The organism is Streptomyces iakyrus (genome assembly GCF_000717055.1).
GTDB classification, from domain to species: Bacteria; Actinomycetota; Actinomycetes; order Streptomycetales; family Streptomycetaceae; genus Streptomyces; species Streptomyces iakyrus.
Genome location: NZ_JNXI01000002.1, coordinates 1 through 21,978 on the forward strand (window position 1 = coordinate 1; position 21,978 = coordinate 21,978).

Annotated in this window: 19 protein-coding genes and 2 pseudogenes; 7 read left to right on the plus strand and 14 right to left on the minus strand. The window is 70.9% G+C overall.

The window, feature by feature from the left end; genetic code table 11:
- The 10 genes from OO68_RS02700 to OO68_RS02745 form a co-directional block, all read right to left on the minus strand.
- On the minus strand, positions 1-330 hold a 330-nt coding region (locus OO68_RS02700), incomplete at its 3' end, for a heat-shock protein HtpX (RefSeq protein ID WP_033306842.1).
- 15 nt (positions 331-345) lie between these two features.
- Positions 346-618: a PspA-associated protein PspAA gene (gene pspAA / locus OO68_RS02705; RefSeq protein ID WP_272935033.1), complete on the minus strand. Its 273-nt coding sequence runs from the start codon at positions 616-618 to the stop codon at positions 346-348.
- Between the two features lie 2 nt (positions 619-620).
- Positions 621-1,406, minus strand: coding sequence for a PspA/IM30 family protein (locus tag OO68_RS02710; protein WP_033306486.1), 786 nt, complete (start codon positions 1,404-1,406; stop codon positions 621-623).
- 56 nt (positions 1,407-1,462) lie between these two features.
- A complete protein-coding gene (locus tag OO68_RS02715) occupies positions 1,463-1,723 on the minus strand; it encodes a DUF2933 domain-containing protein (protein WP_033306487.1) in 261 nt (86 codons plus the stop codon).
- A 125-nt stretch (positions 1,724-1,848) separates the two neighbouring features.
- The gene (locus OO68_RS02720; protein ID WP_078625149.1) at positions 1,849-2,961 is read right to left on the minus strand and encodes a lysylphosphatidylglycerol synthase transmembrane domain-containing protein; all 1,113 of its coding nucleotides are present in this window, start codon (positions 2,959-2,961) and stop codon (positions 1,849-1,851) included.
- Entirely contained in the window at positions 2,958-4,004 is a 1,047-nt protein-coding gene (gene galT, locus OO68_RS02725) for a galactose-1-phosphate uridylyltransferase (RefSeq protein ID WP_051814321.1), read from the minus strand. Before galT ends, OO68_RS02720 begins: the two co-directional genes overlap by 4 nt.
- Before the next feature lie 20 nt (positions 4,005-4,024).
- Positions 4,025-5,485 carry a glycosyltransferase gene (locus tag OO68_RS02730; protein ID WP_051814324.1) on the minus strand — a complete coding sequence of 487 codons (1,461 nt, stop codon included), beginning with the start codon at positions 5,483-5,485 and terminating at the stop codon, positions 4,025-4,027.
- A gap of 6 nt (positions 5,486-5,491) precedes the next feature.
- A complete protein-coding gene (locus tag OO68_RS02735) occupies positions 5,492-7,030 on the minus strand; it encodes an MFS transporter (protein ID WP_063739285.1) in 1,539 nt (512 codons plus the stop codon).
- Positions 7,027-9,060 carry an ATP-dependent zinc metalloprotease FtsH gene (gene ftsH, locus OO68_RS02740; RefSeq protein ID WP_063739286.1) on the minus strand — a complete coding sequence of 678 codons (2,034 nt, stop codon included), beginning with the start codon at positions 9,058-9,060 and terminating at the stop codon, positions 7,027-7,029. The genes OO68_RS02735 and ftsH overlap by 4 nt, the downstream gene beginning before the upstream one ends.
- 36 nt (positions 9,061-9,096) lie before the next feature.
- Entirely contained in the window at positions 9,097-11,943 is a 2,847-nt protein-coding gene (locus tag OO68_RS02745) for a heavy metal translocating P-type ATPase (protein ID WP_033306488.1), read from the minus strand.
- A gap of 202 nt (positions 11,944-12,145) precedes the next feature.
- On the opposite strand from OO68_RS02745, the gene OO68_RS02750 reads away from it, so the two are divergent.
- The 5 genes from OO68_RS02750 (at position 12,146) to OO68_RS02770 (ending at position 17,108) form a co-directional block, all read left to right on the plus strand.
- The gene (locus OO68_RS02750; protein ID WP_193459450.1) at positions 12,146-12,436 is read left to right on the plus strand and encodes an SHOCT domain-containing protein; all 291 of its coding nucleotides are present in this window, start codon (positions 12,146-12,148) and stop codon (positions 12,434-12,436) included.
- A 139-nt stretch (positions 12,437-12,575) separates the two neighbouring features.
- A complete protein-coding gene (locus OO68_RS02755; RefSeq protein WP_033306490.1) occupies positions 12,576-13,121 on the plus strand; it encodes a hypothetical protein in 546 nt (181 codons plus the stop codon).
- On the plus strand, positions 13,118-14,212 hold the full coding sequence (locus OO68_RS02760) for a cytochrome b N-terminal domain-containing protein (protein WP_078625150.1): 1,095 nt from the start codon (positions 13,118-13,120) through the stop codon (positions 14,210-14,212). Before OO68_RS02755 ends, OO68_RS02760 begins: the two co-directional genes overlap by 4 nt.
- Positions 14,212-14,478, plus strand: coding sequence for a hypothetical protein (locus tag OO68_RS02765; protein ID WP_033306491.1), 267 nt, complete (start codon positions 14,212-14,214; stop codon positions 14,476-14,478). Before OO68_RS02760 ends, OO68_RS02765 begins: the two co-directional genes overlap by 1 nt.
- Before the next feature lie 113 nt (positions 14,479-14,591).
- On the plus strand, positions 14,592-17,108 hold the full coding sequence (locus tag OO68_RS02770; protein ID WP_237481057.1) for a heavy metal translocating P-type ATPase: 2,517 nt from the start codon (positions 14,592-14,594) through the stop codon (positions 17,106-17,108).
- Here OO68_RS02770 and OO68_RS48660 read toward each other — a convergent pair.
- From OO68_RS48660 to OO68_RS47365, 4 genes and pseudogenes are all read right to left on the minus strand, one after another.
- The gene (locus tag OO68_RS48660; protein ID WP_403551915.1) at positions 17,052-17,729 is read right to left on the minus strand and encodes an MFS transporter; all 678 of its coding nucleotides are present in this window, start codon (positions 17,727-17,729) and stop codon (positions 17,052-17,054) included. The genes OO68_RS02770 and OO68_RS48660 overlap by 57 nt on opposite strands.
- A gap of 43 nt (positions 17,730-17,772) precedes the next feature.
- Positions 17,773-18,365 (minus strand): annotated as a pseudogene (locus tag OO68_RS48665) (MFS transporter); the annotation flags it as partial.
- Positions 18,362-19,045, minus strand: a complete 684-nt coding sequence (locus tag OO68_RS02780; RefSeq protein ID WP_051814326.1) for an MFS transporter — start codon at positions 19,043-19,045, stop codon at positions 18,362-18,364. The gene OO68_RS02780 and the pseudogene OO68_RS48665, both read right to left, overlap by 4 nt.
- Positions 19,046-19,291: 246 nt before the next feature.
- Positions 19,292-19,461: pseudogene (locus tag OO68_RS47365) on the minus strand (metal-sensing transcriptional repressor); the annotation flags it as partial.
- Between the two features lie 352 nt (positions 19,462-19,813).
- On the opposite strand from OO68_RS47365, the gene OO68_RS02785 reads away from it, so the two are divergent.
- Complete coding sequence (locus tag OO68_RS02785) at positions 19,814-20,899, plus strand: L,D-transpeptidase (protein ID WP_245236887.1); 1,086 nt, start codon at positions 19,814-19,816, stop codon at positions 20,897-20,899.
- Positions 20,900-21,048: 149 nt separating this feature from the next.
- A complete protein-coding gene (locus tag OO68_RS02790; protein ID WP_051814330.1) occupies positions 21,049-21,675 on the plus strand; it encodes a hypothetical protein in 627 nt (208 codons plus the stop codon).
- Positions 21,676-21,978 lie beyond the last annotated feature (303 nt).

The following is a 21,978-nucleotide window of genomic DNA, read 5'->3' on the forward strand; positions in this document are numbered from 1 at the left end:
GGTGGCGAACGCGTTGGGCAGGTCCATCCGGGAGACGGCCACGCGCGGTTTGGGCATGTCCGCGGTGGCGCACAGCCGGTCGATGACGCCGTGCAGCTGGGGCTGCTCCTCGGGAGTGACGATGCGGCCGCGCATCGCGAACAGGGCGATCCGGTCGGAGAACCAGAACTGCGCCGCCAGCAGACCGGCGGCGATGACCACCACCAGCACCCACGACCTCAGCAGCGCGATCAGCACGGCGACGAACGCCACGTACAGCAGGCCGAGCAGGAACATCGTCAGGCCCATACGGGCGGTCAGCCCCCGGTCGGGAGCGAAGCGGCTGCGCACGGTCATCACCCCTCATCAGCCCGGGATCAGGCCCTCGTCGGCCAGCAGCGCCCGCACCTCGTGCAGGCTGGTGTCCTCGTCGGGGAGGATCAGGTCGGAGGGCGCGAGCGTGTCGGCCGGGAGCGGGGTGCCCAGGGCGCGTACGGCGTCCAGCAGCTCCCGCAGCCAGATGGCGAACGCCGACTCGTCGCCGTCGGCGGCGACCGACTGCAGCACGGCGTCCAACTCGTTGAGCTTGTCCAGGTGGGTGTCGGCGATCTCGTACTGGCCCTCGCCGAGAATCCGCATGATCACGACGGTGCCTCCTTGCCAGGCCCCCGGTCCGCGTCCGCGTCATCGCGGCTCTCCAGTGCGGGCGTCGGTTCGGAGGCGGCGGTGAGCTCGCCCTTCATCCGGGCCAGCTCCAGCTCGATGTCACCGCCCGCGGACGCCCTGTCCAGCTCGGCCTGGATGTCGTCACGGCCGGCCGGGAGAGTGGCGTCCTCCAGGGCGCCGGAGGCGATCAGCTCGTCCAGCGCTCCGGCACGGGCCTGCAACTGCTCGGTCTTGTCCTCGGCCCGCTGGATGGCCATCCCGACATCACCCATCTCCTCACCGATGCCGGTGACCGCCTCGGTGATCCGGGTCTGCGCCTCGGCGGCGGTGTAGGTGGCCTTGATGGTCTCCTTGCGGGTCCGGAAGGCATCCACCTTCGCCTCGAGGCGTTGCGAGGCCAGGGTGAGTTTCTCCTCCTGGGCCTGCAGCGCGACATGCTGGCCTTGCAGGTCGGCGAGCTGCGCGGTCACCGTCGTCCGACGTCCCAGGGCTTCGCGGGCGAGGTCTTCCCGCCCGACGGCGAGAGCCTGTTGGGCCTGCCCCTGGAGCTTGCCGCCGGCCTGCTCCAAGGTGGCCATCTGCAGTTCGAGGCGCTTGCGGCTGGTAGCGACGTCCGCGACGCCGCGACGCACCCGCAGCAGCAACTCCTGCTGCTGCCCGTAGGAGTAGTCCAGCACCTCACGCGGATCCTCGGCGCGGTCCAGCGCCTTGTTCGCCTTGATCCGGAACAGATCCGCGATACGACGAGCGATGCTGCTCATGGTCGGCCCGTCCCTTCTTCGTGGTCCGAGGTGAGTACCTCTGGTGCGCGTGCCGCTCAGTGCTGGTGCGGGCCCTTCTTCGTCAATCCGGTCCGCCCTGGGCCGTCAGGCTGGTGGTCCGGATGGCTCGTCTCGTCCCCGCGCTTGTACGGCGCCTTGCCATGACCGCCATGACCTCCGTGCATGAAGGCCATGCTGAGCGGGCAGGCCGCCACGAGGGCAATGAGGAGCAGTACGTACGGGGGGACACCGAGCCAGAGCAGTACGACGGCGGCGACGGCCGCGACCGCGATGCCGGTGAGCAGTTTCGGTTTCATCTCCGGCTCCCAAGGTTCTTTGTGGCCAGAATTCCCTTGACCTCCACGTTCCCTCGCCTAGGGCAACCCCGCATGGGTACTAAGGGCATTAGCACTGGGCCGAAAGGCCCTCGTCCCGATTCCGCTCATTCCGACCCCGTCTCCCCAGCACGGTTGGTGTGGAGTGTGAGGCGGAGCCAGCAGCCCCAGCCGACCGGCTGAGCGGCCCAGAAGCTGACGACGCGGTACAGCAGCGCGGCGGCGATCGCCTGGTCGGCAGGAATGCCTTGGACGACGAGCAGGGTGCTCAGGCTGGCCTCGGCGATGCCCAGGCTGCCGGGGGTCAGGCGCAGGCTGATGGAGATCTGGGTCAGCCCGTAGGCGATGAGGAGGCTTCGCCACGGCACGTCGATGCCGAGTGCCCACAGGGCGGCCGTCAGCGCGGCGGCGTCGCACACCCAGTTGCCCAGCGCCATTCCGAAGGGGCGGCGCCAGCCCCAGACGCCGGGCTGGATGGTCTCGGCCTGGTGCAGGACGTCGGCGAGGAGTCGTCCCAGCCGTTCACCAGCACGCCATCGCGCGCCGACGTACCGCCCCACGCGCCGTATCGCGCGGCGCAAACGTGATGACCGGGTGAGGCAGACGGCCGCCACGATCACGGCCGCAAGCACCGCCGCAGACGTGAGCACCACGGTCCGCAGTCCCGCACCCGGTCCACCCGGGTCGGCCAGCAGGGCACCCAGCGCCAGCAGCAGCGCGAGGGCCAGTACGGACAGGGCCCCGGCGACGACCAGCATGGCGGCGGCGAGCGCCAGGTCGATGCCCCGGCGGCGCAGCTGGCGGATCACCCACGCGACGGCCAGGGCGCTACCGCCCGGAAGCGCGCCAGCCATCGCGTTGGCTCCGAACGCGAGCCCCGTCATCGTGGCCAGGCCCGGCCGTGCCCGCGCGCCGCGCAGCAACCACCGCTGGAGAGCGGCGAGCCAGACGAAGGAGGCCGCTTCGAGGACGAGGGCCACCGTCAGTTTCGGGATGCTGACGTGCGCGAGAAGACGGGAGGTGGCGGCCAGTTCATGGCGATGCGTGACGGCCGCCACGGCTGCGACCGCGACGACGGCGATCGCACCGGCCCACCATGCCCACACCTGCCACCGGGGCCGCCGGGCCGTCTTCGCGGTGGCGGTCGGCGGGGCCGGTCCGTGGCGAAGATCGTCCGAGGACACGGGAAGGTCGCTCGCTTCGCTGCCGGTCGTTGTCATGGTCTGCTGCTGCCGATGCGAGCCGGGCGGGCCGCCAGGACCTGACGCAGCTCCGCGGCGGCCTGTTCGGGAGGGACGGGATTGACCGCGATGCCGGTGCCGAGTTCGAAGCCGGCGGGCTCGGTCAGACGGGGGGCGATCTGGAGGTGCCAGGCGAAGTAGGCGGTCATCTCCTCGCCGTTGGGGGCACTGATCAAAGCGTAGTTGTAGGGGACGTCGCCGAGCAGATCGCGCAGCCCCGTGAGGACCCGGCGCAGGAGTACGGCGGTCTGCTCCAGGTCCTCGTCACAGGCGTCGGCGAAGGATGCCTGGTGGCGGCGGGGCACGATCCAGGTCTCGTACGGGGTACGGGCGGCGTACGGGGCCAGCGCGGCGGTGTGGTCGGTGGCGGTGATGACGCGCTCGCCATCGGCGAGTTCGGCGGCAGTGTGGTCGACGTACAGGCAGTTGCCGTGGTCGTCGTAGTAGGCGCGGGCGACATCGAACAGCTGACGGAAGCGGGCGGGCACGATTGGGGTGGCGACGATCTGCGAGTGCGGGTGGGGCAGCGAGGTGCCAGCCGCGGCTCCGTGGTTGCGGAAGGGCAGGACGAGGCCGGGGCGGCGGTCGCGCAGAGCGAGGCAGCGGGTGCGGTAGGCGCGCAGGATGTCGGCGACGGCGGTGTCGTCGCCGTCGGGCAGGTCCCAGTCGTGGTCGGGTGATTCGATGACGACCTCGTGGCTGCCGATGCCCTCCGCTTCGGTGTGCAGTCCGGTGGTGTGGTGGCGGGCGGGCCGGGCGGCGGGGGCCACCACGGGGTAGCGGTTGGGCACCACCCGCAGCCGCCAGGCGCCGGGCGCGGTGTCGACGGCGGCGGGCAGGCGCCACAGCTCGGGCGGGGTGGCCTCCTCACGGCCGGGGCAGAAGGGGCAGGCCGGATCAGCGGCAGGAAGCCGGCGTACCGGCGATCCGGCCGGCGTGGGCATCCGCTGAGGGCGCTCGCGGCGTCCGGGCGCGATGGCCACCCAGTCGCGGGTGAACGGGTCCCGGCGCAACTCGGACATGACGGCCGCTCCTTCACGGCTCACGCGGTGGCGGACGCGCCGCGGGCGGCTCGTGCCACGGCGCGCCAGAACAGGTCGGGATCGGCGGCGAACTGGCGGGCGCAGGAGGCGGAGCAGAACCGGAACTCCTGTCCCCGGTATTCCGTGCGGTGGACCCCAGCACCGTCCACCCGCATCCCGCAGACCGGGTCCCTCGCCTCACCCGCCGTGCCTGCGGCCGCCAGCGCCCTGGGGGCGGCCAGGGTGTGGCCGAGCAGGCTGGTGATCAGCCGAAGTTCGTCGCCGATCAGGCGGGGCAGCAGGAAACGCTCGCGCACCAGCTCCCGCCCCGCGGCGGCGAAGCGGCGGGCTTTCCCCGGGTCGGCGAGCAGGCCGAGGACGGCATCGGCGCACTCGTCAGGCGTGTCCACCAGGAGTCCGCCGACCCCGTCCGGCAGTTGCAGCGGGATGCCTCCGGCCCGGCCCGCGACCACCGGAGTGCCCTTCCAGGTCGCCTCGGAGACCACCAGGCCGAAGCCCTCCCGCAGCGACTTCTGGATGACCACGTCCGCGTGCCTCTGGAAGGCGTTGACCTCGATGTTACCCACCCCGGTGAGGTTGGTGAACAGCGAGATGTCCGGATCATCGGCCGCGGCGGACGTGATCTGCCGGTAGACCCGCCAGCCCTCCGGGTCGTCCAGCGCCATCGACCCGACCAGTGCCAGCTGCGCGCCCGGCACCTGGCGTTTGACCGTCCGGTAGGCGTCGATGACGCCGAGCGGGTCCTTCCAGGGGTCGAAGCGGGAGACCTGCACCAGCAGCGGGCGTGCGGTGTCCACGCCGATCCAGTCCAGCACGCCGGCGGCGAATGCCTCATCGATGGGCATGTTCTTCGGGCTGAGCGGATCGATGGCCGGTGGAATGATCTCCACCCGGTTCACCGGGATGCCGGGCGGGACGAACGCTCCCAGGGTGAAGACGGCGGCGTCGTAGACGGAGAGCAGCGGGCGCAGGCGATCCCAGACGTGCGGGTTGGGCTGGGAGCTGTCGATGTGGCAGCGCCACACCCACTTCGCCCCGCCCCGGCCGTGCCGGTGCGGCAGGGCCAGCGGCTGCGGGTCGTGCACGATGACGATGTCGTACGACTCCTCCAGCTGGGCGGCGACCTGCTCCGAGGCGGCGTCGTACACCTGCCACTGCTCGTCGGTCAGGCCCCGCGGATCGCCCTGCAGGCCGTTGTGGAGGGCCTTGGTCACCTCGAAGAAGCCCTGCTCGGCGGTGATGGTCTTCCAGTCGGCGACCACGCCCAGGTCACGCAGCAACGGCACCTCGGAGCGCAGGATCTCCGCCACCCCGCCGCCGTAGGAGGTCGCGTTGACGTGCAGGACGCGTACGCCGTCCAGCGGCGCGGCGAGGCGGTGCAGCTCGTCCACGACCGCGTCCCCCGCGCACCGGCGGTAGGCGTCCAGACGCCGTCGGCCGACATCCACGTTCTGCAGCATGGTCGGTCACCTTTCTCCTCGCCGGTGAGTGGGAGTTTCTCGGGGGTACTGCCGGGGTGTTCCCGGGTTCGCCGGAACCCGCCCGTCCACTGAGCGCGCGGGGGCGCCCTCCGGCACTGCGGCCCGTGGCCGTGACCCGGCGCGGACGGCGGCGGCCGCGAGAGCCGCGGCGGCCAGCGCGAGCGCGGCGTTGATCCACATACCGTCGGCGATGCCGGTGGTGAGATCGGTGCCGGCGGGGCTGGTCTTGGTGAGGTCGTCGGGCCACTGGGCGGCGACGATCGTGCCCATGACGGCGATGCCGAGCGACAGACCGATGGTGCGGGAGGCGTTCAGGGCGGCGCTCGCGATGCCGGTGTGGTGGTCGGGGACGTGGCCGAGCGTGGCGGTGGTGATCGGGGTGGTCGACAGCCCGATGCCCAGGCCGGTGACCAGCAACCCCGGAAGCAGCTGCCAGCTCCCCCAGCCTGGGTCGATGCCGGCCAGCAGGATCAGCCCGGTGGCGGTCAGCAGCAGCCCGGCGCCGATCAGGACACGGGTGCCGACACGAGGGACGAGCCATCCGGTGGCCGGTGCGACCACCGCGCCGAGCAGGGTCAGCGGCAGCAGGGCCAGGCCCGCCCGGATCGGTGTGGCGCCGGTGGCCAGTTGGAGGTACAGCGCCAGGAAGAAGAACACGCTGCACATGACGGCGAGGCTGACCAGCCCCAGCACGTTGCCGACCAGGAAGTTCGGCCTGCGCAGCAGCGACAGGTCCAGCAACGGTGCGGCCGCCCGGCGTTCGATCACGACGAAGAGAGCAAGGGCCGCCACGGCGCCGGCCAGCAGCGCCCACAGCCTCGGCGAGGTCCAGCCGTAGACGGTCGCCCGGGTCAGCGCGAAGATCAGGGCGGACAGGCCGACCGCGGAGGCGACACCACCGGCGAGGTCCAACGGCCCGGTGCGGGCGCGGGGTTGCGGGGCAGGCAGCGTACGGCGCGCGATCGCCCACAGTACGGGTCCGAGGACGACGTTGAGCAGGAAGATCGACCGCCAGCCGAAGCCCGCGGTGAGCGCCGCGCCGAGCAGCGGGCCTCCGGCCAGCGCCGTGGCACCGGCCCCGGACCACACGCCCAGGGCGAGGGCCCGCGACGGACCGGTGAACGCGGCGAGCAGCAAGGACAGGGCGGCAGGACCCATCAGCGCCGCTCCGGCGCCCTGGGCGGCGCGCAGCCCGATCAGCGCCGGGCCGTCGGGGGACAGTCCGGCGGCCAGCGAGAAGACGGTGAACGCCATCAGCCCGGTGAGGAAGACCGGCCTGGCCCCGTACCGGTCGGCGAGCATCCCGCCCCACAGGGTCAGGACCGCGAAGGCGAGGGTGTAGAGGTTGACCACCCACTCCAGGCCGGTCAGGTCGAGGCCGAGGTCCCGCCCGATCGGGGGCATGGCGATAGCGACGGCGGTGTCGTCGGCCAGGACCAGGAACCAAGCCAGGCAGACGGACGTCAGCATCCACCAGCGGTGCGCCGCATTCGGGGGCTCCCGGTGGGTGTCGGCGCGGGTCATGACGCGGCCTTCGGAGGCGTGTCGGACCGGTCCCGGCCGGCAGCGGGCGTCGCGTGTGCGTGACGGGTGCGATGCGCGGCGGGCTCCTTGGCGACGGAGACGCGGCGCGGCGCGATCGTCTCCCCCGTCGGGTGCGCACTCGGCGGCTCGGTGCCCAGCAGGTCGTAGACCACCGTGCCGTCCACGGTCTCCTGCGTGAGGAGCAGGCCGGCCAGCTCATCCAGTTGCCCACGGTGTTCGGTGAGCAGGCCGGTGGCCCGCTGTTCGGCCTCGCGCAGCAGCCGGGCGATCTCCGCGTCGATGGCGGCCTGCGTGGCCTCGGCGAAGGGGCGGCTGGACATGGCGGTCCCGCCGCTGCCCAGGAATACCGAGCCGCCCTGCGGATAGCCCACCGGGCCGAGCGCGGGCGACAGGCCGAACTCGCGGACCATCTTGGTGGCCAACTCGGTGGCTCCCGCCAGGTCGTTGGCGGCTCCGGTGGAGCCCTGGCCGAAGACGACAAGTTCGGCCGCACGACCGCCGAGCCGCACCGACAGGGTCTGGTTCAGGTAGTCCTCGCCGTACAAGTGGCGTTCCACCAGCGGAAGTTGCTCGGTGACGCCGAGGGCCTGCCCAGCGGGCAGGATGGTCACCTTGGCCACCGGGTCGGCGTGCGGGGACAGCGCGGCGACCAGGGCGTGACCGGCCTCGTGGACGGCGACAGCTTCCTTCTCGGCGGGCAGCAGCACGTTGGAGCCCTCTCGGCGGCCGAGCAGGATGCGGTCGCGGGCCGCGTCGAAGTCGTCCGCGAGAAGGACCTCTCGGCCGTCGCGTACGGCGACGATGGCGGCCTCGTTGGCCAGGTTGGCCAGGTCCGCGCCGGAGAAGCCGGGCGTGCCGCGCGCCACCTTCTCCAGGTCGACGTCCTTGCCCAGCTGTTTGTCCTGGCAGTGCACGGCCAGGATGGCGGCACGTTCGGCCAGGGTGGGCAGCGGGATGGTGACCTGCCGGTCGAAGCGTCCGGGGCGAAGCAGCGCCGGGTCGAGGACCTCGGGTCGGTTGGTGGCGGCGAGCACGACGATGCCTTCGGTGGCCTCGAAGCCGTCCATCTCGGACAGGAGTTGGTTGAGGGTCTGCTCCCGCTCGTCGTTGGAGACGATCTGCCCGGCCGCGGCGCGGCGGCCGCCGAGCGCGTCGATCTCGTCGACGAAGACGATGGCGGGCGCCCGCTTGCGGGCCTCGGTGAACAGGTCCCGTACGCGTGCGGCACCGACACCGACGTACATCTCGACGAAACTCGACCCGGCCACCGACAGGAACGGCACCTCCGCCTCGCCCGCGACGGCGCGGGCCAGCAGGGTCTTGCCGGTGCCGGGCGGGCCGACCATCAGCACACCGCGCGGCGCCATCGCCCCGGCGCGGCGGTAGCGTTCGGGCCTACGTAGGAAGTCGACCACTTCGGCGATCTCGGACTTGGCACCCTGGTAGCCCGCGACGTCCACGAACGTGGTCTCGGGCCGTTCCGCGTCGAAGACCTTGACCTTGGACTTGCCGACCCCGCCCAGCATGCCCTGCATGTGTCCGGCCGCGCCCTTCGACATCCGGCGCCAGAACCAGATGATGAGCAGGAACGGGCCCAGGATCAGGATCCAGGACACGATCTGGGAGCCGGCGGAGGGGGAGGTGGACGGCGGCTTGGCCGTCACCGCCACCTTCTTGTCCTCCAGCCGGTCCAGCAGTTGGTCACCGGCCAGCTGGACCGGGACGGCCGTGGTGAAGGTGTGCCCGTTGGTGAGAGTGCCGCTGGTCTCACCGTTGGCCTTGATCGTGACTGACTTGACCTTGCCGTCGTCGACCTGGTCGATGAACTTCGAGTACGTCAGGTCCATCTTCACCGGCTCGTCGGAGCGCAGCCCCGGCAGCCACGCCCACAGGCCGACGGCCAGGAGGACGGCCAGCGGCCATAGCCAGTGCCGCCAGGCGGGCGGGGGCGGTGGCGCGGTCGGCGTCGGCCGGTCGCCCGGGGGCGGGGGTTCGGCCTGCTTGGTCATGGCGGACTCCGTACGGTCTCGGGCGACGGGACGCGGCTACGCTCCGGCGCGGATGTAGCGGGCGGGGTCGGCGTCGAAGTCGGTGACGCACTGCCGGGAGCAGAAGTAGTAGGTATGGCCGTCCACTTCGCGCTGTTCGGCAGCGGCGTCCGGGGTGATCTGCATGCCACAGACCGGGTCGGTGACTGTCGCGGTTTCGGTCTCGGTCTCGGCCGGGGCATCGTGGCTGTGGCGAGCGTGGCGCTTGAAGATGCTCATATCGGTCTCCGTGGTTGGGTCAGGTCGCTCCATGGCCGTGTCGGGCTGAGCGGCGCGGTCGGGTGTCGTACCGGGCCGGATGTCACGGTCCTCGGGTACCTCCACCCGCGGCTGGACCGCGGCAGGGGCGGCGCTGGGCAACGGCGCGGAGCGCCAGCGGCGCAGCCGGTTGGCGTTGGTGACCACGGACAGGGAGGACAGGGCCATCGCGGCGGCGGCGATGATCGGGCTGAGCCGCAGGCCGAGCCACGGGTAGAGGGCCCCGGCGGCGACGGGCACGCCCACGGCGTTGTAGACCAGGGCGAAGAACAGGTTTTGCCGGATGTTGCGCATGGTCGCCCGCGACAGCCGGATCGCGGTGACCACGCCGGACAGAGAGCCGGAGATGAGGGTGACGTCGGCGGCCTCGATGGCGACGTCCGTGCCGGTGCCGATGGCGAAGCCCACGTCGGCGGCGGCCAGTGCGGGGGCGTCGTTGATGCCGTCGCCGACCATGCCCACCCGGCGTCCCTCGGCCTGCAGCCCCCGTATGGCGTCGGCCTTGTGCTCGGGCAGAACCTCGGCGAGCGCGCGCTCGATGCCGACCTCGGCGGCGATCGCGGCGGCCGTGCGCCGGTTGTCGCCGGTGAGCATGACCACCTGTACGCCCATCTCGTGCAGGGCGGTGATGGCCGCTGCCGAGTCCTCCTTGACGGTGTCGGCGACCGCGAGCACTCCGGCGGGCCGGCCGTCGACCGCCGCCATCACCGGCGTCTTGCCCTGCGCGGACAACTCAGCTGCGGCCGAGGCCAGTTCGGCGGTGTCGATCCCGACATCGGCGAGCAGCCGCGCCGCGCCGACCAGCACCGCGTGCCCGTCGACCGTGGCCTGCACGCCCTTGCCGGTCACCGAGTCGAAACCGGTCGCGGTCGGCACCTCCAGCCCCTGCTCACGCGCCCCGGCGGCGATGGCGGCGGCCAGAGGGTGCTCGCTGTCGCGTTCGGCCCCGGCGACCAAGACCAGCAGGCGGTCGGGCTCCACATCGCCGACCGGGCGGATGTCGGTGAGGACGGGCGTTCCCGCGGTGATCGTGCCGGTCTTGTCCAGGACGACCGTGTCCAGCTTGTGCGCGGTCTCCAGGGCCTCGGCCGAGCGGATCAGGATGCCCGCGCGGGCGCCCTTGCCGGTGCCGACCATGATGGACATCGGGGTGGCAAGGCCCAGTGCGCACGGGCAGGCGATGATCAGTACGGCGACGGCCGACACGAGCGCCAGGGTCAGCGCCGGAGCCGGGCCCACGACGTACCAGAGCGCGAAGGTGCCGATCGCGATAGCGATCACGGCGGGCACGAAGTACGCCGAGGTGGCGTCGGCCAGCCGCTGGATCGGCGCCTTGGAGGCCTGCGCCTGCCGCACCAGCCGGATGATCTGGGCCAGCATGGTGTCGGCCCCGACCTTGGCCGCCCGCACCCGAAGTGATCCGGTGCCGTTGACGGTCGCGCCGATGACCGTGTCCCCGGCCCGCTTGGTCACGGGCATGGGCTCTCCGGTCACCATCGACTCGTCCACCGCGGAGGACCCGGAGATCACCTCGGCGTCCACCGGGATCTTCTCGCCGGGCCGGACGACGACCTCGTCGCCGACGGCCACGTCCTCCACCGGGATCTCGGTCTCGACGCCGTCGCGGACGACGCGGGCGGTACGGGCCTGCAGCCCCAGCAGGGCGCGGATCGCCTCGCCGGTGCCGGCCTTGGCCCTTGCCTCCAGCAGCCGGCCCAGCAGGATCAGCGTCAGGATCACCCCGACGGCCTCGAAGTACACCTCGCGCACGTCCTCCGGCAGCGCGGTCGGAGCGAGGGTGACCAGCAGGCTGTAACCATAGGCCGCCACCGTGCCCAGGGTGATCAGCGAGTTCATGTCCGCGGAGCGGTGTGCCAGGGTCAGCCAGCCGGTGCGGTGGATCGGCCATCCCGTGTAGAACATCACGGGAGTGATCAGCGCCAGTTGCAGCCAGTTGTTGAGCATCCAGCCGGGCACCCAGTCCGCGTTGAAGAGGGACTCGGCCATCACCGCGAACAGCACCGGCGCGGTCAGTACGGCGCCGAAGGCCACGCGACGGCTCAGATCCCGGATCTCCGCACGCCGCTCGGCCGCCTCGGCCGCTTCCGCCTCGGCCGCCTGTCCCTCGCTCGGGCCGGCGAAGGGGGCGTGCGTGCCCACCACCCGGTCCTCGTCACCGGGTGGAGCCGCGCCGTTCACACCCGAGCCGTCGCCGGGTTCGACCAGCACCGTGCCGTGGATCATGTTCATCCCGCACGCGAAGGCGTACGACCCGGCCTCCGCCGGGTTCAGCCGCACCGTCGTGCGTGCGTGGGCCGGCAACGCGGCGCTCACGCGCAGCTCCGGGAAGACCACCCGGTTCGTGCACTCCCCGGATTCCTGCCGGTCGAAGACCAGCTCGGCCGGAACCCCCTGCCGCAGCCGGATCACGTCGGGGCTGTAGCCCCCGCGCACGGTCACTTCGACGCGCTGCACACCATGGGCGAGCTCTGCCGCCCGCGCCCGGCGCGGACCGAAGAAGAACCAGCCCATCGCGGCGACGGCGATGACGGAGACGGCGATCACGACCAGGTCGGCCACGTTCATGGCGGACTCCTTCACCCTGTGGGCGCTACGAGATCCACTGTCGTCCCCGTGTACCCCCACCCTGTAGGGGCCCACCGTCCCCGGGCATAGGGCCACCCGGCCCATGCACTAAATCCCTTAGTGAGAGGACGGTGGCTGTAAACCGCCCTTCAGAGGGTGGCTGCCATCCGAGTTCGCCCCTCAGATCCTTGAAGGGATCACCATGATGTTCTGGTACGACGGCAACATGAGCGGCTGGGGATGGTTCGGGATGTCCCTCGGCATGATCGTCTTCTGGGGCCTGATCATTACGGCCTTCGTCCTGCTCTTCCGCGCCCTCAGCCGACCGGCCCCCGGCGGCCCGCACGACGTCACCCCTGGGGCGCCGCCGACACCGCCCTCCGCCCAGCAACTGCTCGCCGAGCGGTTCGCACGCGGCGAGATCGACGAGGAGGAGTACCAGCGCCGGCTACGGGTGCTGCACTCCACCGGTGCCGATCTCACCAAGCACTGAACCGAGCGGACAACTCCCGCTCCCGACCGCGGGCGCAGGCGGGCCCGCGGACCCGTCATTCCTCAAGGGGCGCGGAAACGCGTCATGAGCGAGGCTGACTGCCATGCGTAGACGTCCAGCCCTCCGGCGAGGGCCGCGTGTGTTCCTGTCAGGGGCGGTCGTCGCGGCCGCCCTGCTGATCCCCGTCGGTGTGCCCGGTATGGCCTGGGCGGACGAGGAAGAGAGCGCCGAGTCGGCCGTGCTCACCGAGCAGGCCATCGCCCTGGTCGCCAACGGTGCCGACGAGGACCAGGTGGCCGAGCGCATCGAGGACGCCCTGATGGCCCCGGACAAGGAGGGCGTCCAGCTGTCCAAGGTCCGCGAGGCGCAGGAGCTGGTGGAGGAGCCGGGCTACAGCGCCGCCGTCAGCCGTCAGGTGAAGGGACTGCTGCTGGACTCGCTCGGCGGCAAGCTGCCCTCCGCACCCGAGGCCGGCCGCCCCGCGACCGGTGACGAGACCGGCACCAGCGTCGTCCTCGACGAGTTCCGGCCCGAGCGCGGCATCTCCGACGGCGGCGGCGCCGTATTGCTGGGTCTGGGGGCCGCGGCGATCGGCGGCGGCCTGTGGCTGTCGTACCGGCTGCGCCCGCCGCACACCCTCCGCGAACTGGAACACCGCGACCGCGGGCACCGGGAGGCGTCATGAGCACGCACCGCCCCGAGCGCGCTGCCGCCGCCGGCCAGGAGACCGCCGCACCCCAGTCCGCCCGTCCTGGCCGGTTCCGGCGGGCCGTCGACGCGGTCGACGAGCGCATGGGCATCAAGGCGCTTGCCTATCCGGTGCCCGAGCACGCCAACAACCTGACCTGGAGCCTGGGCGGACTGACCGCCGTGTCCTTCGTGACGCTGCTGGTCACCGGGATCTACATGGCGCAGTTCTACTCACCGACCGCGGAGGACGCCAACCAGTCCGTCCGCGACCTGGTCACCGATGTCTGGCTGGGCGGCTTCGCCCGCGGCCTGCACTACTGGGCGGCACAGGCGATGTTCGTCCTCGCCCTGCTGCACCTGCTGCGCGTGTTCTTCCACGCCTCCTTCAAGAAGCCGCGCGAGGGCAACTGGATCATCGGCAGCGCCATGTTCCTGCTCACCTTCCTCGCGATCTTCACCGGCACCGTCATCAAGTGGGACCAGGAGGGATACGAGGCGCTGGTGCACAACCTCGACGTCGCCAAGCTCCTGGGCGGCGTCGGCATCTGGTTCACCCCCGAACTCACCGACCGGGTGTCCATCGTGCTGCGCCTGTACGTCGCGCACGCGGTCATCGTCCCTGGCCTGATCGTGCTGCTGTTCGTCTGGCACGCGCTGCTCGTCAAGCGGCACAAGATCTCCCCGCACCCGGCAATCCCGAAGCCGGAGGAGGAGGTCCCCGAGCCCTTCACCGCGCATCTGAAGCGGGTGGCCGCGTTCGGCCTCGCGTTGCTGGGCGTGCTGTCGATCCTGGCCGTGGTGCTGCCGCCGGTACTCGGTCCGACCCCGGTCGAGGGCATCGAGATCACCCGGCCACTGTGGATGTTCTGGTGGTTCTTCCCCCTGGAGGAGTGGTTCGGTGTCGCCTCGATCGCCTACGTCATCGCGGGTGTCTTCGGACTGATCTTCCTGGTCCCCTTCCTCGACCGCGGCCCGAAGCGCCTCTGGCGGGAGCGGAAGACGGCGATGGCCATCGCTGTCGTCCTGCTCCTCACGCTGGCCGCCATCACCATCAACGTGTGGGTCAACAACCCCAAGGGGCACTGATGTACGCCTTCAACCCGCGGCGCGCCCGGCGCTGGTTCTGGGCCCTGCTCACCCTCGCCGTGCTCGCGATGGGCGCCCTCTACCTGGGCCTGCGCGCCGAGCCCAGTCCAGGCACCGGCATCCTCGTGGCGGTCAGCGCCCTTGTGCTCGTCGCGTCCACGGTCCAGGCCGCCCGGATCCTGACCGCACTCACCGGCCCGCCCCGGATGCCGCACCGGCTCCGTACGCACCGGGGCCGCCGCCCCGCGGGCGTGCGGCGCAGATAGCGGGACTACCCGCACTCACGCGCTCGCACAGGAATACTAAAACCATTAGTTTGAGGGCGAGGGTCGCGGTCGGTGCTCGGTACGCACACCCGTCACCCGAAGGAGGACAACCCGTGCAGCATCACGTGGATCATCCGATGGGTCACCGCAAGGAGCGCAGCACCGCGGTGCTCGAACTGGGCGGGGTTCGCTGGGCGTCCCAGCAGAACGTCGCCGCCTCCGTCCTGGGGCGCCGACCAGGAGTGCTGGAGGTCGAGGTCAATCCGGTGTCGGAGACGGCGAACGTGGTCTTCGACCCGAACCTCACCTCGCTGGCCGAGCTGCGCCAGTGGGTGGAGGAGTGCGGCTACCACTGCGCGGGACAGTCCGTTCCGGCCCACCTTTGCGATCCGATGACCGAGCCGGACCCTCCGCATGTCGCGGCAGCGGACGGACACGTGGGCCATGAGGGGCATACGGCGGTCGCCGAGCCGCCGACTCCCGCTGCTGCTCACGCGGGACATGTCGCCCACGCCGAGCACGAGGCGCACGCCGCACCGGAGGAGATGCCCTCTCCGCACGAGGTGATGGGCCACGGCGGGCACGAGGGCATGTCGATGGCCCAGATGGTCGCCGACATGCGCAACCGCTTCCTCGTCGCCGTGCTCTTCTCCATCCCCATCGTCATCTGGTCGCCGATCGGCGAGGACGTCTTCGGCCTGGACGTGCCGGTCCCGTTCGGTCTGCGCGAGGACGTGTGGGCGCTGCTGCTGAGCCTGCCGGTGATCTTCTACTCGTGCACGATCTTCTTCGACGGCGCCGTACGCGCGCTCCGCGCCCGCACCCTGGACATGATGGTGCTGGTCGCGGTCGCCGTCGGCTCGGGATGGACGTACTCGCTGATCGTCACGCTCACTGGGGGCGGCGACGTCTTCTACGAGGCGGCCACCGTGCTCGCCTCCTTCGTCCTGCTCGGCCACTGGTTCGAGATGCGCGCCCGCGGCGGCGCCAACGACGCCATCCGCACCCTGCTCGACCTCGCCCCGCCCAAGGCGCTCGTGCTGCGCGACGGCGAGCCGGTCGAGATACCCACCGCCGAAGTGGTGGTCGGTGACCTGCTGCTGGTCCGCCCCGGCGCGAAGATCGCCGTCGACGGCGTCGTGGAGGAGGGCGAGAGCGACGTCGACGAGTCGATGGTCACCGGCGAGAGCCTGCCCGTGCACAAGGCCCCCGGCTCCCAGGTCGTCGGCGCGACCATCAACGCCAACGGCACCCTGCGCGTCCGCGCCACCAAGGTCGGGTCCGACACCGCGCTGGCGCAGATCGTCAAGCTCGTCCAGCAGGCCCAGAACTCCAAGGCCCCCGGCCAGCGGCTCGCCGACCGGGCCGCGTTCTGGCTGGTCTTCGTCGCGCTGCTCGGCGGAGCGGCGACCCTGGCGGTCTGGCTGCTGGCCACCGACCGCTCACTCGGCACCGCCATGCTGTTCGCCATCACGGTCGTGGTCGTCACCTGCCCCGACGCCCTGGGCCTGGCCACCCCCACCGCGATCATGGTCGGCACCGGGCTGGGCGCCCAACGCGGCGTCCTTTTCAAGAACGCCATCGGCCTGGAGGCCTCCGCCCGTATCCAGGTCGTCGTCATGGACAAGACCGGCACCCTGACCAAGGGCGAACCCGAGGTGACCGACGTGGTCACCGCCGACGGCATGGCCGAGGGCGAACTACTGCGCCTGGTTGCCGCGGTGGAACGGGAGTCCGAACACCCACTGGCTGAGGCCATCGTCCGGTACGCCGATGGGCAGGGTGTGGACGGGGTGCGCGCCGAAGGCTTCGAGAACGTCCCGGGACATGGCGCGATCGCCGAGGTCGACGGTCACCGCGTCGTCGTCGGCAACCGCCGCCTGGCCGAGCGGGAAGAGATCGACCTGGGCGAACTGGCCCAGCACCGAAAGGAGTTGGCCACGACAGGTCGCACCGTCGTCATCGCCGCCGTCGACGGACACGCCACCGGCCTGATCGGCATCGCCGACGCACCCCGCGAAACGTCCGCCCAGGCCGTGGCCGAACTGCACGCCCTCGGCGTCGAGGTGGTCATGCTCACCGGCGACAACCAGGCCACCGCCAACCGCATCGCCGAACAGCTCGGCATCGACACCGTGATCGCCGAGGTCCTCCCCGGCGACAAGGCCGCCAAGGTCGCCGAACTGCAGGCCGGCGGCCGCAAGGTCGCCATGGTCGGCGACGGCGTCAACGACGCGCCCGCCCTGGCCCAGGCCGACCTCGGCATCGCCATCGGCGCCGGCACCGACGTCGCCATCGAGACCGCCGACCTCGTCCTGATGCGCTCCGACCCCCTCGACGTCCCCACCGCCCTGCGCATCGGCCGCGGCACCCTGCGCAAGATGCGCCAGAACCTCGCCTGGGCCATCGGCTACAACTCCATCGCCCTGCCCATCGCCGCCGGCGTCTTCGAACCCGCCCTCGGCCTGGTCCTGCGCCCCGAGATCGCCGCCGTGTCCATGTCCGGCTCCAGCATCATCGTCGCGGTCAACGCCCTTGCCCTGAAACGGCTGCGGCTGCCCGCAGCGCCAGCCTCACCCGCCGAAGCCGAGCCACGTACACCCGTGGCGCCGAGCACCACCCACGGCTGAACAGCCCACAGCAACTCCCCGCCTTCCACTGCCCACTCGGGGGAGCTTCCCGGTGAAAGCCCCACGAGCATTCGACTGCCCCTCCGACGCCACCGCCGTTCGGCTTCTCGTCGCCAGCCTGCCTGAGGCGCGGCGGAGACCGGGGCCGGAACGGCCCTGAACGAAAGGGACTCCCGGCAGTTGCGTCAGCGGAATGGTTCCGGCGGCCGCGATCACCATGCCCCCGACGGCTGTCGTGCGGCTGCCGATCCTGCCGACGAGCCGGGAACCGAGGTGGGCGCCGACTCCGGTGGCGACGGCGACCGGGAGGAAGACCAGTCCGGTCCTGAGCGGACTGAAGCCGCGTACGTGCTGGAGGTAGACCGATCCGAGGAAGAAGAAGGCGATCAGCAGTGCGGTGGCGATCAGCATCAGGAAGGCGCCCGCGAGCACCGGCCGTCGGGTGAACATCCGCAGGTCCATCAGCGGGGCGCGGCTTACCCGTTCGACCGCCGCGAAGGTGGCGTACACCACCACCGCGCCGGCCAGCGCCAGCAGCGTGGCGGGGTCCGTCCAGCCCGAGTCCCCCGCCTCGACCAGCCCGTAGATCAGGGCACCGGTGCCCACCGTGACCAGCAGCACGCCTGGGAGGTCGAGCCGGGCGGGCTGCGGAGTGGGCCGCTACGAAGGGTACGAGGAGACCGACCGGCACGTTGACGTAGAAGACCCATTCCCAGCCGGGCCCGTCCGTCAGCGCCCCGCCGAGCAGTACGCCGGCCGCCGCGCCGGTGCCGCCGATGGCCGCCCACACGCCGAGGGCCTCGTTGCGCTCGGTGCCGTGGAAGGTGGTGGTGACGATGGACAGCGCCGAAGGGGAGAGCAGCGCGGCGCCGATGCCCTGGGCGATCCGGCCGCCGAGCAGGGTCTCGGCGTTCTCGGCCAGTCCGGTGACCAGTGAGGCGGCGGTGAAGACGGCGAGCCCGCGAGCAGGGTGCGGCGGTCGCCAAGGGCGTCGGCGAGCCGGCCGCCGAGCAGCATGAGCCCGCCGAAGCACAGCGTGTACGCGGTGACCACCCAGGTCAGTGTCTCCCGGCCGAGGTCGAGGTCGACGGCCATGTCGGGCAGCGCGACGTTCACCACGGTGACGTCGAGGATCAGCGTGAACTGGGCCAGGCAGATCAGTGGCAGGGCGATCCAGCGGCGGGGCGCGGATCGCCGGTTAGATGGTCGTGTTTGGTCTTCCGGCGCGTACGGGGCGCCGGGAGCGGGGTGGGTCATGACGACTCCTTGGAGTTCGTACGGTGATCAGTGGCAGAGTCCGTAGGACGGGAGGGAGCGAAGGCGAGAGCCACGGCGATGCCCACTGCGGTAACGCCGACCGCCGCAGCCATCGCAGGGCCCATGCCGTCGGTGAACGCCCGGCGTGCCGCGTCCGCGAAGGCGGCCAACTTCTCGGCGATCGCGAGCGCGGTCCCGACCGATTCCTGTGCGGAGGGCAGGAGTTCGGCCAGTAGAGCGGCGCTGTGCGGGGCCTCGGCGAGGCCGGAGCGGTAGCGATCGGACAGCGGACTGCCTGCGACCGCCACGCCCGCTGCCGCGCCGAGTTGGATGGACGCGCTGTTGGTGGCCGAGCCGACGCCGAGATCCGCCCCCGGCAGTGATCCGACGATGATGGCGTCGCTGGTGGAGGTGATGACGAATCCGGCGCCGGCGCCCAGGAGCAGCATCGCCAGCAGTGCCCGCCCGTAGCCGTCCCCGGCGCCGGTGGTGGCGAGCACGGCCGATGAGCCGAGCAGCAGCGCGAGCCCGGCCGCCGACACCGCCCGCATGCCGATCCGCGGCGCCAGTACGCCGGCCAGCGGCCCCGCGATCAGCAGCGCCAGTGCCGCAGGACCGAGCCGCGGACCCGTCAGCGCAGCGCTGTAGCCCAAGACGAACTGGAAGTACTGCACGACCACGAACAGCGTGCCGGTGAGGGCGAACGCCCCAGCAGGATGAGTACATCACCGGCCGCGAGGGCTGGCACGGCGGAGTCGCGATGGCCGCAAAGGCCGTCGCCCTCCGCATGGCCCGCTACACATCGGGCATCAGAGATCCACCCGCCGACACGGATGACCCGCCACCTCGCTGCCGAACCGTCCGCCGCGCCACGAGTCTGCGCACGGGCTGGTCAATGGCAGCGCGAGCCGCGAGCCAACCGCCCGTCAGGAACGAACCAGCCGAGCGATGGCATCGGACGCCTCCTTGAGCTTCAGAGCCTTGCCCTCACCGCCCTTTTCCACAGCGTCACTCACGCACGTCGCCATGTGCTCGTCGAGCATCTGAAGGGCGAAGGACTGCAGGCGCGGGTGGTGGCCGAGACCTGGGTCCTTATACTACGAATATGCTTCGTAGTGGTGCGCCACCTTCTTGATCTCGACGGCCGCAAACCATTCGGCCGAGACGGCCCCACAGGGAGGCCGCCTGACTCACGAGCCCCCGACTGCGGGAACCGAGCACGCACGGCGCTCGTCTACTAAACCACTTAGCTACATCTTGGATGGAGGATGACTGTGCAAGACAGCCGACGGGGGCACATGGAGCCCGCAGAGCGACGGCCTCGGCGCAGGCGGCTGGGATTCGCGGCGCTCGCCCTGGCCGGGGTCGTGACTCTGGCCGCCTGCAGCCAGACCGCCAATGGCGCCTCCAAGGAATCACCGGCCTCGGATTCGAAGCCCGGGTCAGAGGTGGACGCGGATTCCGGCAAGAACGGGTCGCCCGCCGTCACGGTCTCTCCTGCCACCGACAGCAAGGACGTCATACCCGGTGAGCCGCTCACGGTGAAGGCGAGCGACGGGAAGCTGGCGTCGGTCACGGTCACCGCCGGTGACGGCAAGGCCCTCGACGGCTCACTGTCCTCCGACGGCACCTCCTGGACCTCGTCCCATGCCACCGGGTACGGCGCCACCTACACGCTCAAGGCCCAACTCGCCGCGTCTGATGGCAAGAAGACGACCCGCACCAGCAGCTTCACGACGCTCAGCAAGGACGAGATCTTCGTCGGCACCTACAACGTCAACAAGGGCTCCACCGTCGGCGTCGCCCTTCCGGTGTCGATCGTCTTCAACAAGGCGATCCACGACAAGGCGGCAGTGGAGCGCAAGCTCAGTGTCACCTCGTCCCCGGCCGTCGAGGGCGCGTGGAGCTGGATGAAGGACCGGGACGGCAAGGACCGCGTGGACTACCGGCCCAAGGAGTACTGGAAGCCCGGCACCAAGGTGAAGCTGCGGATGGACCTGGTCGGCCTGAAGAACGGCGACCTGGTCGGCACGCAGAAGCGCGAGATCGACTTCACCATCGGCAAGTCGGTCGTCAGCACGGTGGACGTGGTCAAGAAGACGATGACCGTGGCCGAGAACGGCAAGGTCGTCAAGACCCTTCCCGTCTCCACGGGCAAGAAGACCTTCGAGACATGGAACGGCACCATGGTGGTGCTCAGCAAGGTCCCGACGATCCGGATGAACTCCGCCACGGTCGGCATCTTCGGCCCCGAGGCGTACGACCTCGGCGCCGTCAAGTGGGACGTCCAGCTCACCCCCTCGGGCACCTATGCCCACGCCGCCCCGTGGAACGAGGGCAAATTCGGCAAGGTCAACGCCAGCCACGGCTGCATCGGACTGAGCACCGCCAACGCCAAGTGGTTCTACGACCGCGTGAACTACGGCGACCCCGTGACCGTCATCAAGTCCACAGACACCGTGGCCGTGAACAACGGCTACGGCGCCTGGAACGTCGACTGGGAGTCCTGGAAGAAGGGCAGCGCGCTGGCCTGACAAACCACGCACCCGACGAGAGCCTTGCCCGACGGCCGTGTGCCGTCGGGCAAGGCTTTGCGATGTGAGGCGTCCGTGACTGAACGGTCCACTGAGATCCGACGTACTAAGTGAGTAAGTAGAAACAGGGCTCAGTGAAGGGAACCTCCGTGATCCGGCAACGTGTTGTCCTGGCCGCAGCCGCAGGCGTCACCTCCGCACTCCTCCTGACCGCGTGCGGCAGCTCCGGGGACAGTTCCTCCGGTACGGACTCCGGCGCCGCCGCGGCCTCCTCGGCCCCCGCGTCCTCCGCCCCGGCCGGCAGCGGTGATGCGGACGGCATGGGCATGGCCACCACCTCCATGCTGATGACCGAGGAGATGGAGGGCATGGGCACCTTCGTCACCGACGACAAGGGGATGACCCTCTATCGCTACGAGATGGACCAGGCGTCCCCGTCCAAGTCGATGTGTACGGGTGACTGCGCGAAGACCTGGATGCCGGTCATGGCGCAGGACTCCGTCAAGGCGATGGGCGTGGAGCAGAGCCTCGTCGGCTCGGTGGACCGCTCGGACGGAATGAAGCAGCTCACCCTCGCCGGCCGCCCGCTGTACCGCTACATGGGCGATGCCAAGGCCGGTGAGTTGAAGGGCCAGGCCAAGGACAGCAAGTGGTACGCGGTCACGCCCGCCGGTGAGAAGGCCGCGATGTCCTCGGACGGCTCCGGCTCGTCCGATGGCACCTCGGGTGGGTCCGGTTCGTCTGACGACATGGAGGGCATGCCCGGCATGTCCTAACGCTCAGCAGGGCCGCGCCGGTCCGGTCCACCGACCGGGCTGTGGCACCGTCACCGAGCCGCACGTGGTCCAGGCACTCATCGGTATGGCTGTCCGGATGCCGGTGGTCGTACGCGGCCGTGGTGGAGACCGCGAGGACGGCAACCCGACTGTCGGGCAGGGCGAGGAGTACCCGCTTGTCGGCGCCTGGGCCGTCGGTCAGCCTGGTTCCCGCTCAAGGGTACCGATCCCCTCCAACTTCCCCTCCTGCTGCGCTCCTTGGCCGACGGCGGCGCCGTCCCGTCACCCCGGGTCACCCACCCG

What these genes read in the sequence shown, in the direction of transcription:
- pspAA (WP_272935033.1), bottom strand. Translation starts at nt 618, where the DNA reads ATGCGGATTCTCGGCGAGGGCCAGTACGAGATCGCCGACACCCACCTG.
- OO68_RS02710 (WP_033306486.1), bottom strand. Translation starts at nt 1,406, where the DNA reads ATGAGCAGCATCGCTCGTCGTATCGCGGATCTGTTCCGGATCAAGGCG.
- OO68_RS02715 (WP_033306487.1), bottom strand. Translation starts at nt 1,723, where the DNA reads ATGAAACCGAAACTGCTCACCGGCATCGCGGTCGCGGCCGTCGCCGCC.
- OO68_RS02720 (WP_078625149.1), bottom strand. Translation starts at nt 2,961, where the DNA reads ATGACAACGACCGGCAGCGAAGCGAGCGACCTTCCCGTGTCCTCGGAC.
- galT (WP_051814321.1), bottom strand. Translation starts at nt 4,004, where the DNA reads ATGTCCGAGTTGCGCCGGGACCCGTTCACCCGCGACTGGGTGGCCATC.
- OO68_RS02730 (WP_051814324.1), bottom strand. Translation starts at nt 5,485, where the DNA reads ATGCTGCAGAACGTGGATGTCGGCCGACGGCGTCTGGACGCCTACCGC.
- OO68_RS02735 (WP_063739285.1), bottom strand. Translation starts at nt 7,030, where the DNA reads ATGACCCGCGCCGACACCCACCGGGAGCCCCCGAATGCGGCGCACCGC.
- ftsH (WP_063739286.1), bottom strand. Translation starts at nt 9,060, where the DNA reads ATGACCAAGCAGGCCGAACCCCCGCCCCCGGGCGACCGGCCGACGCCG.
- OO68_RS02745 (WP_033306488.1), bottom strand. Translation starts at nt 11,943, where the DNA reads ATGAACGTGGCCGACCTGGTCGTGATCGCCGTCTCCGTCATCGCCGTC.
- OO68_RS02750 (WP_193459450.1), top strand. Translation starts at nt 12,146, where the DNA reads ATGATGTTCTGGTACGACGGCAACATGAGCGGCTGGGGATGGTTCGGG.
- OO68_RS02760 (WP_078625150.1), top strand. Translation starts at nt 13,118, where the DNA reads ATGAGCACGCACCGCCCCGAGCGCGCTGCCGCCGCCGGCCAGGAGACC.
- OO68_RS02765 (WP_033306491.1), top strand. Translation starts at nt 14,212, where the DNA reads ATGTACGCCTTCAACCCGCGGCGCGCCCGGCGCTGGTTCTGGGCCCTG.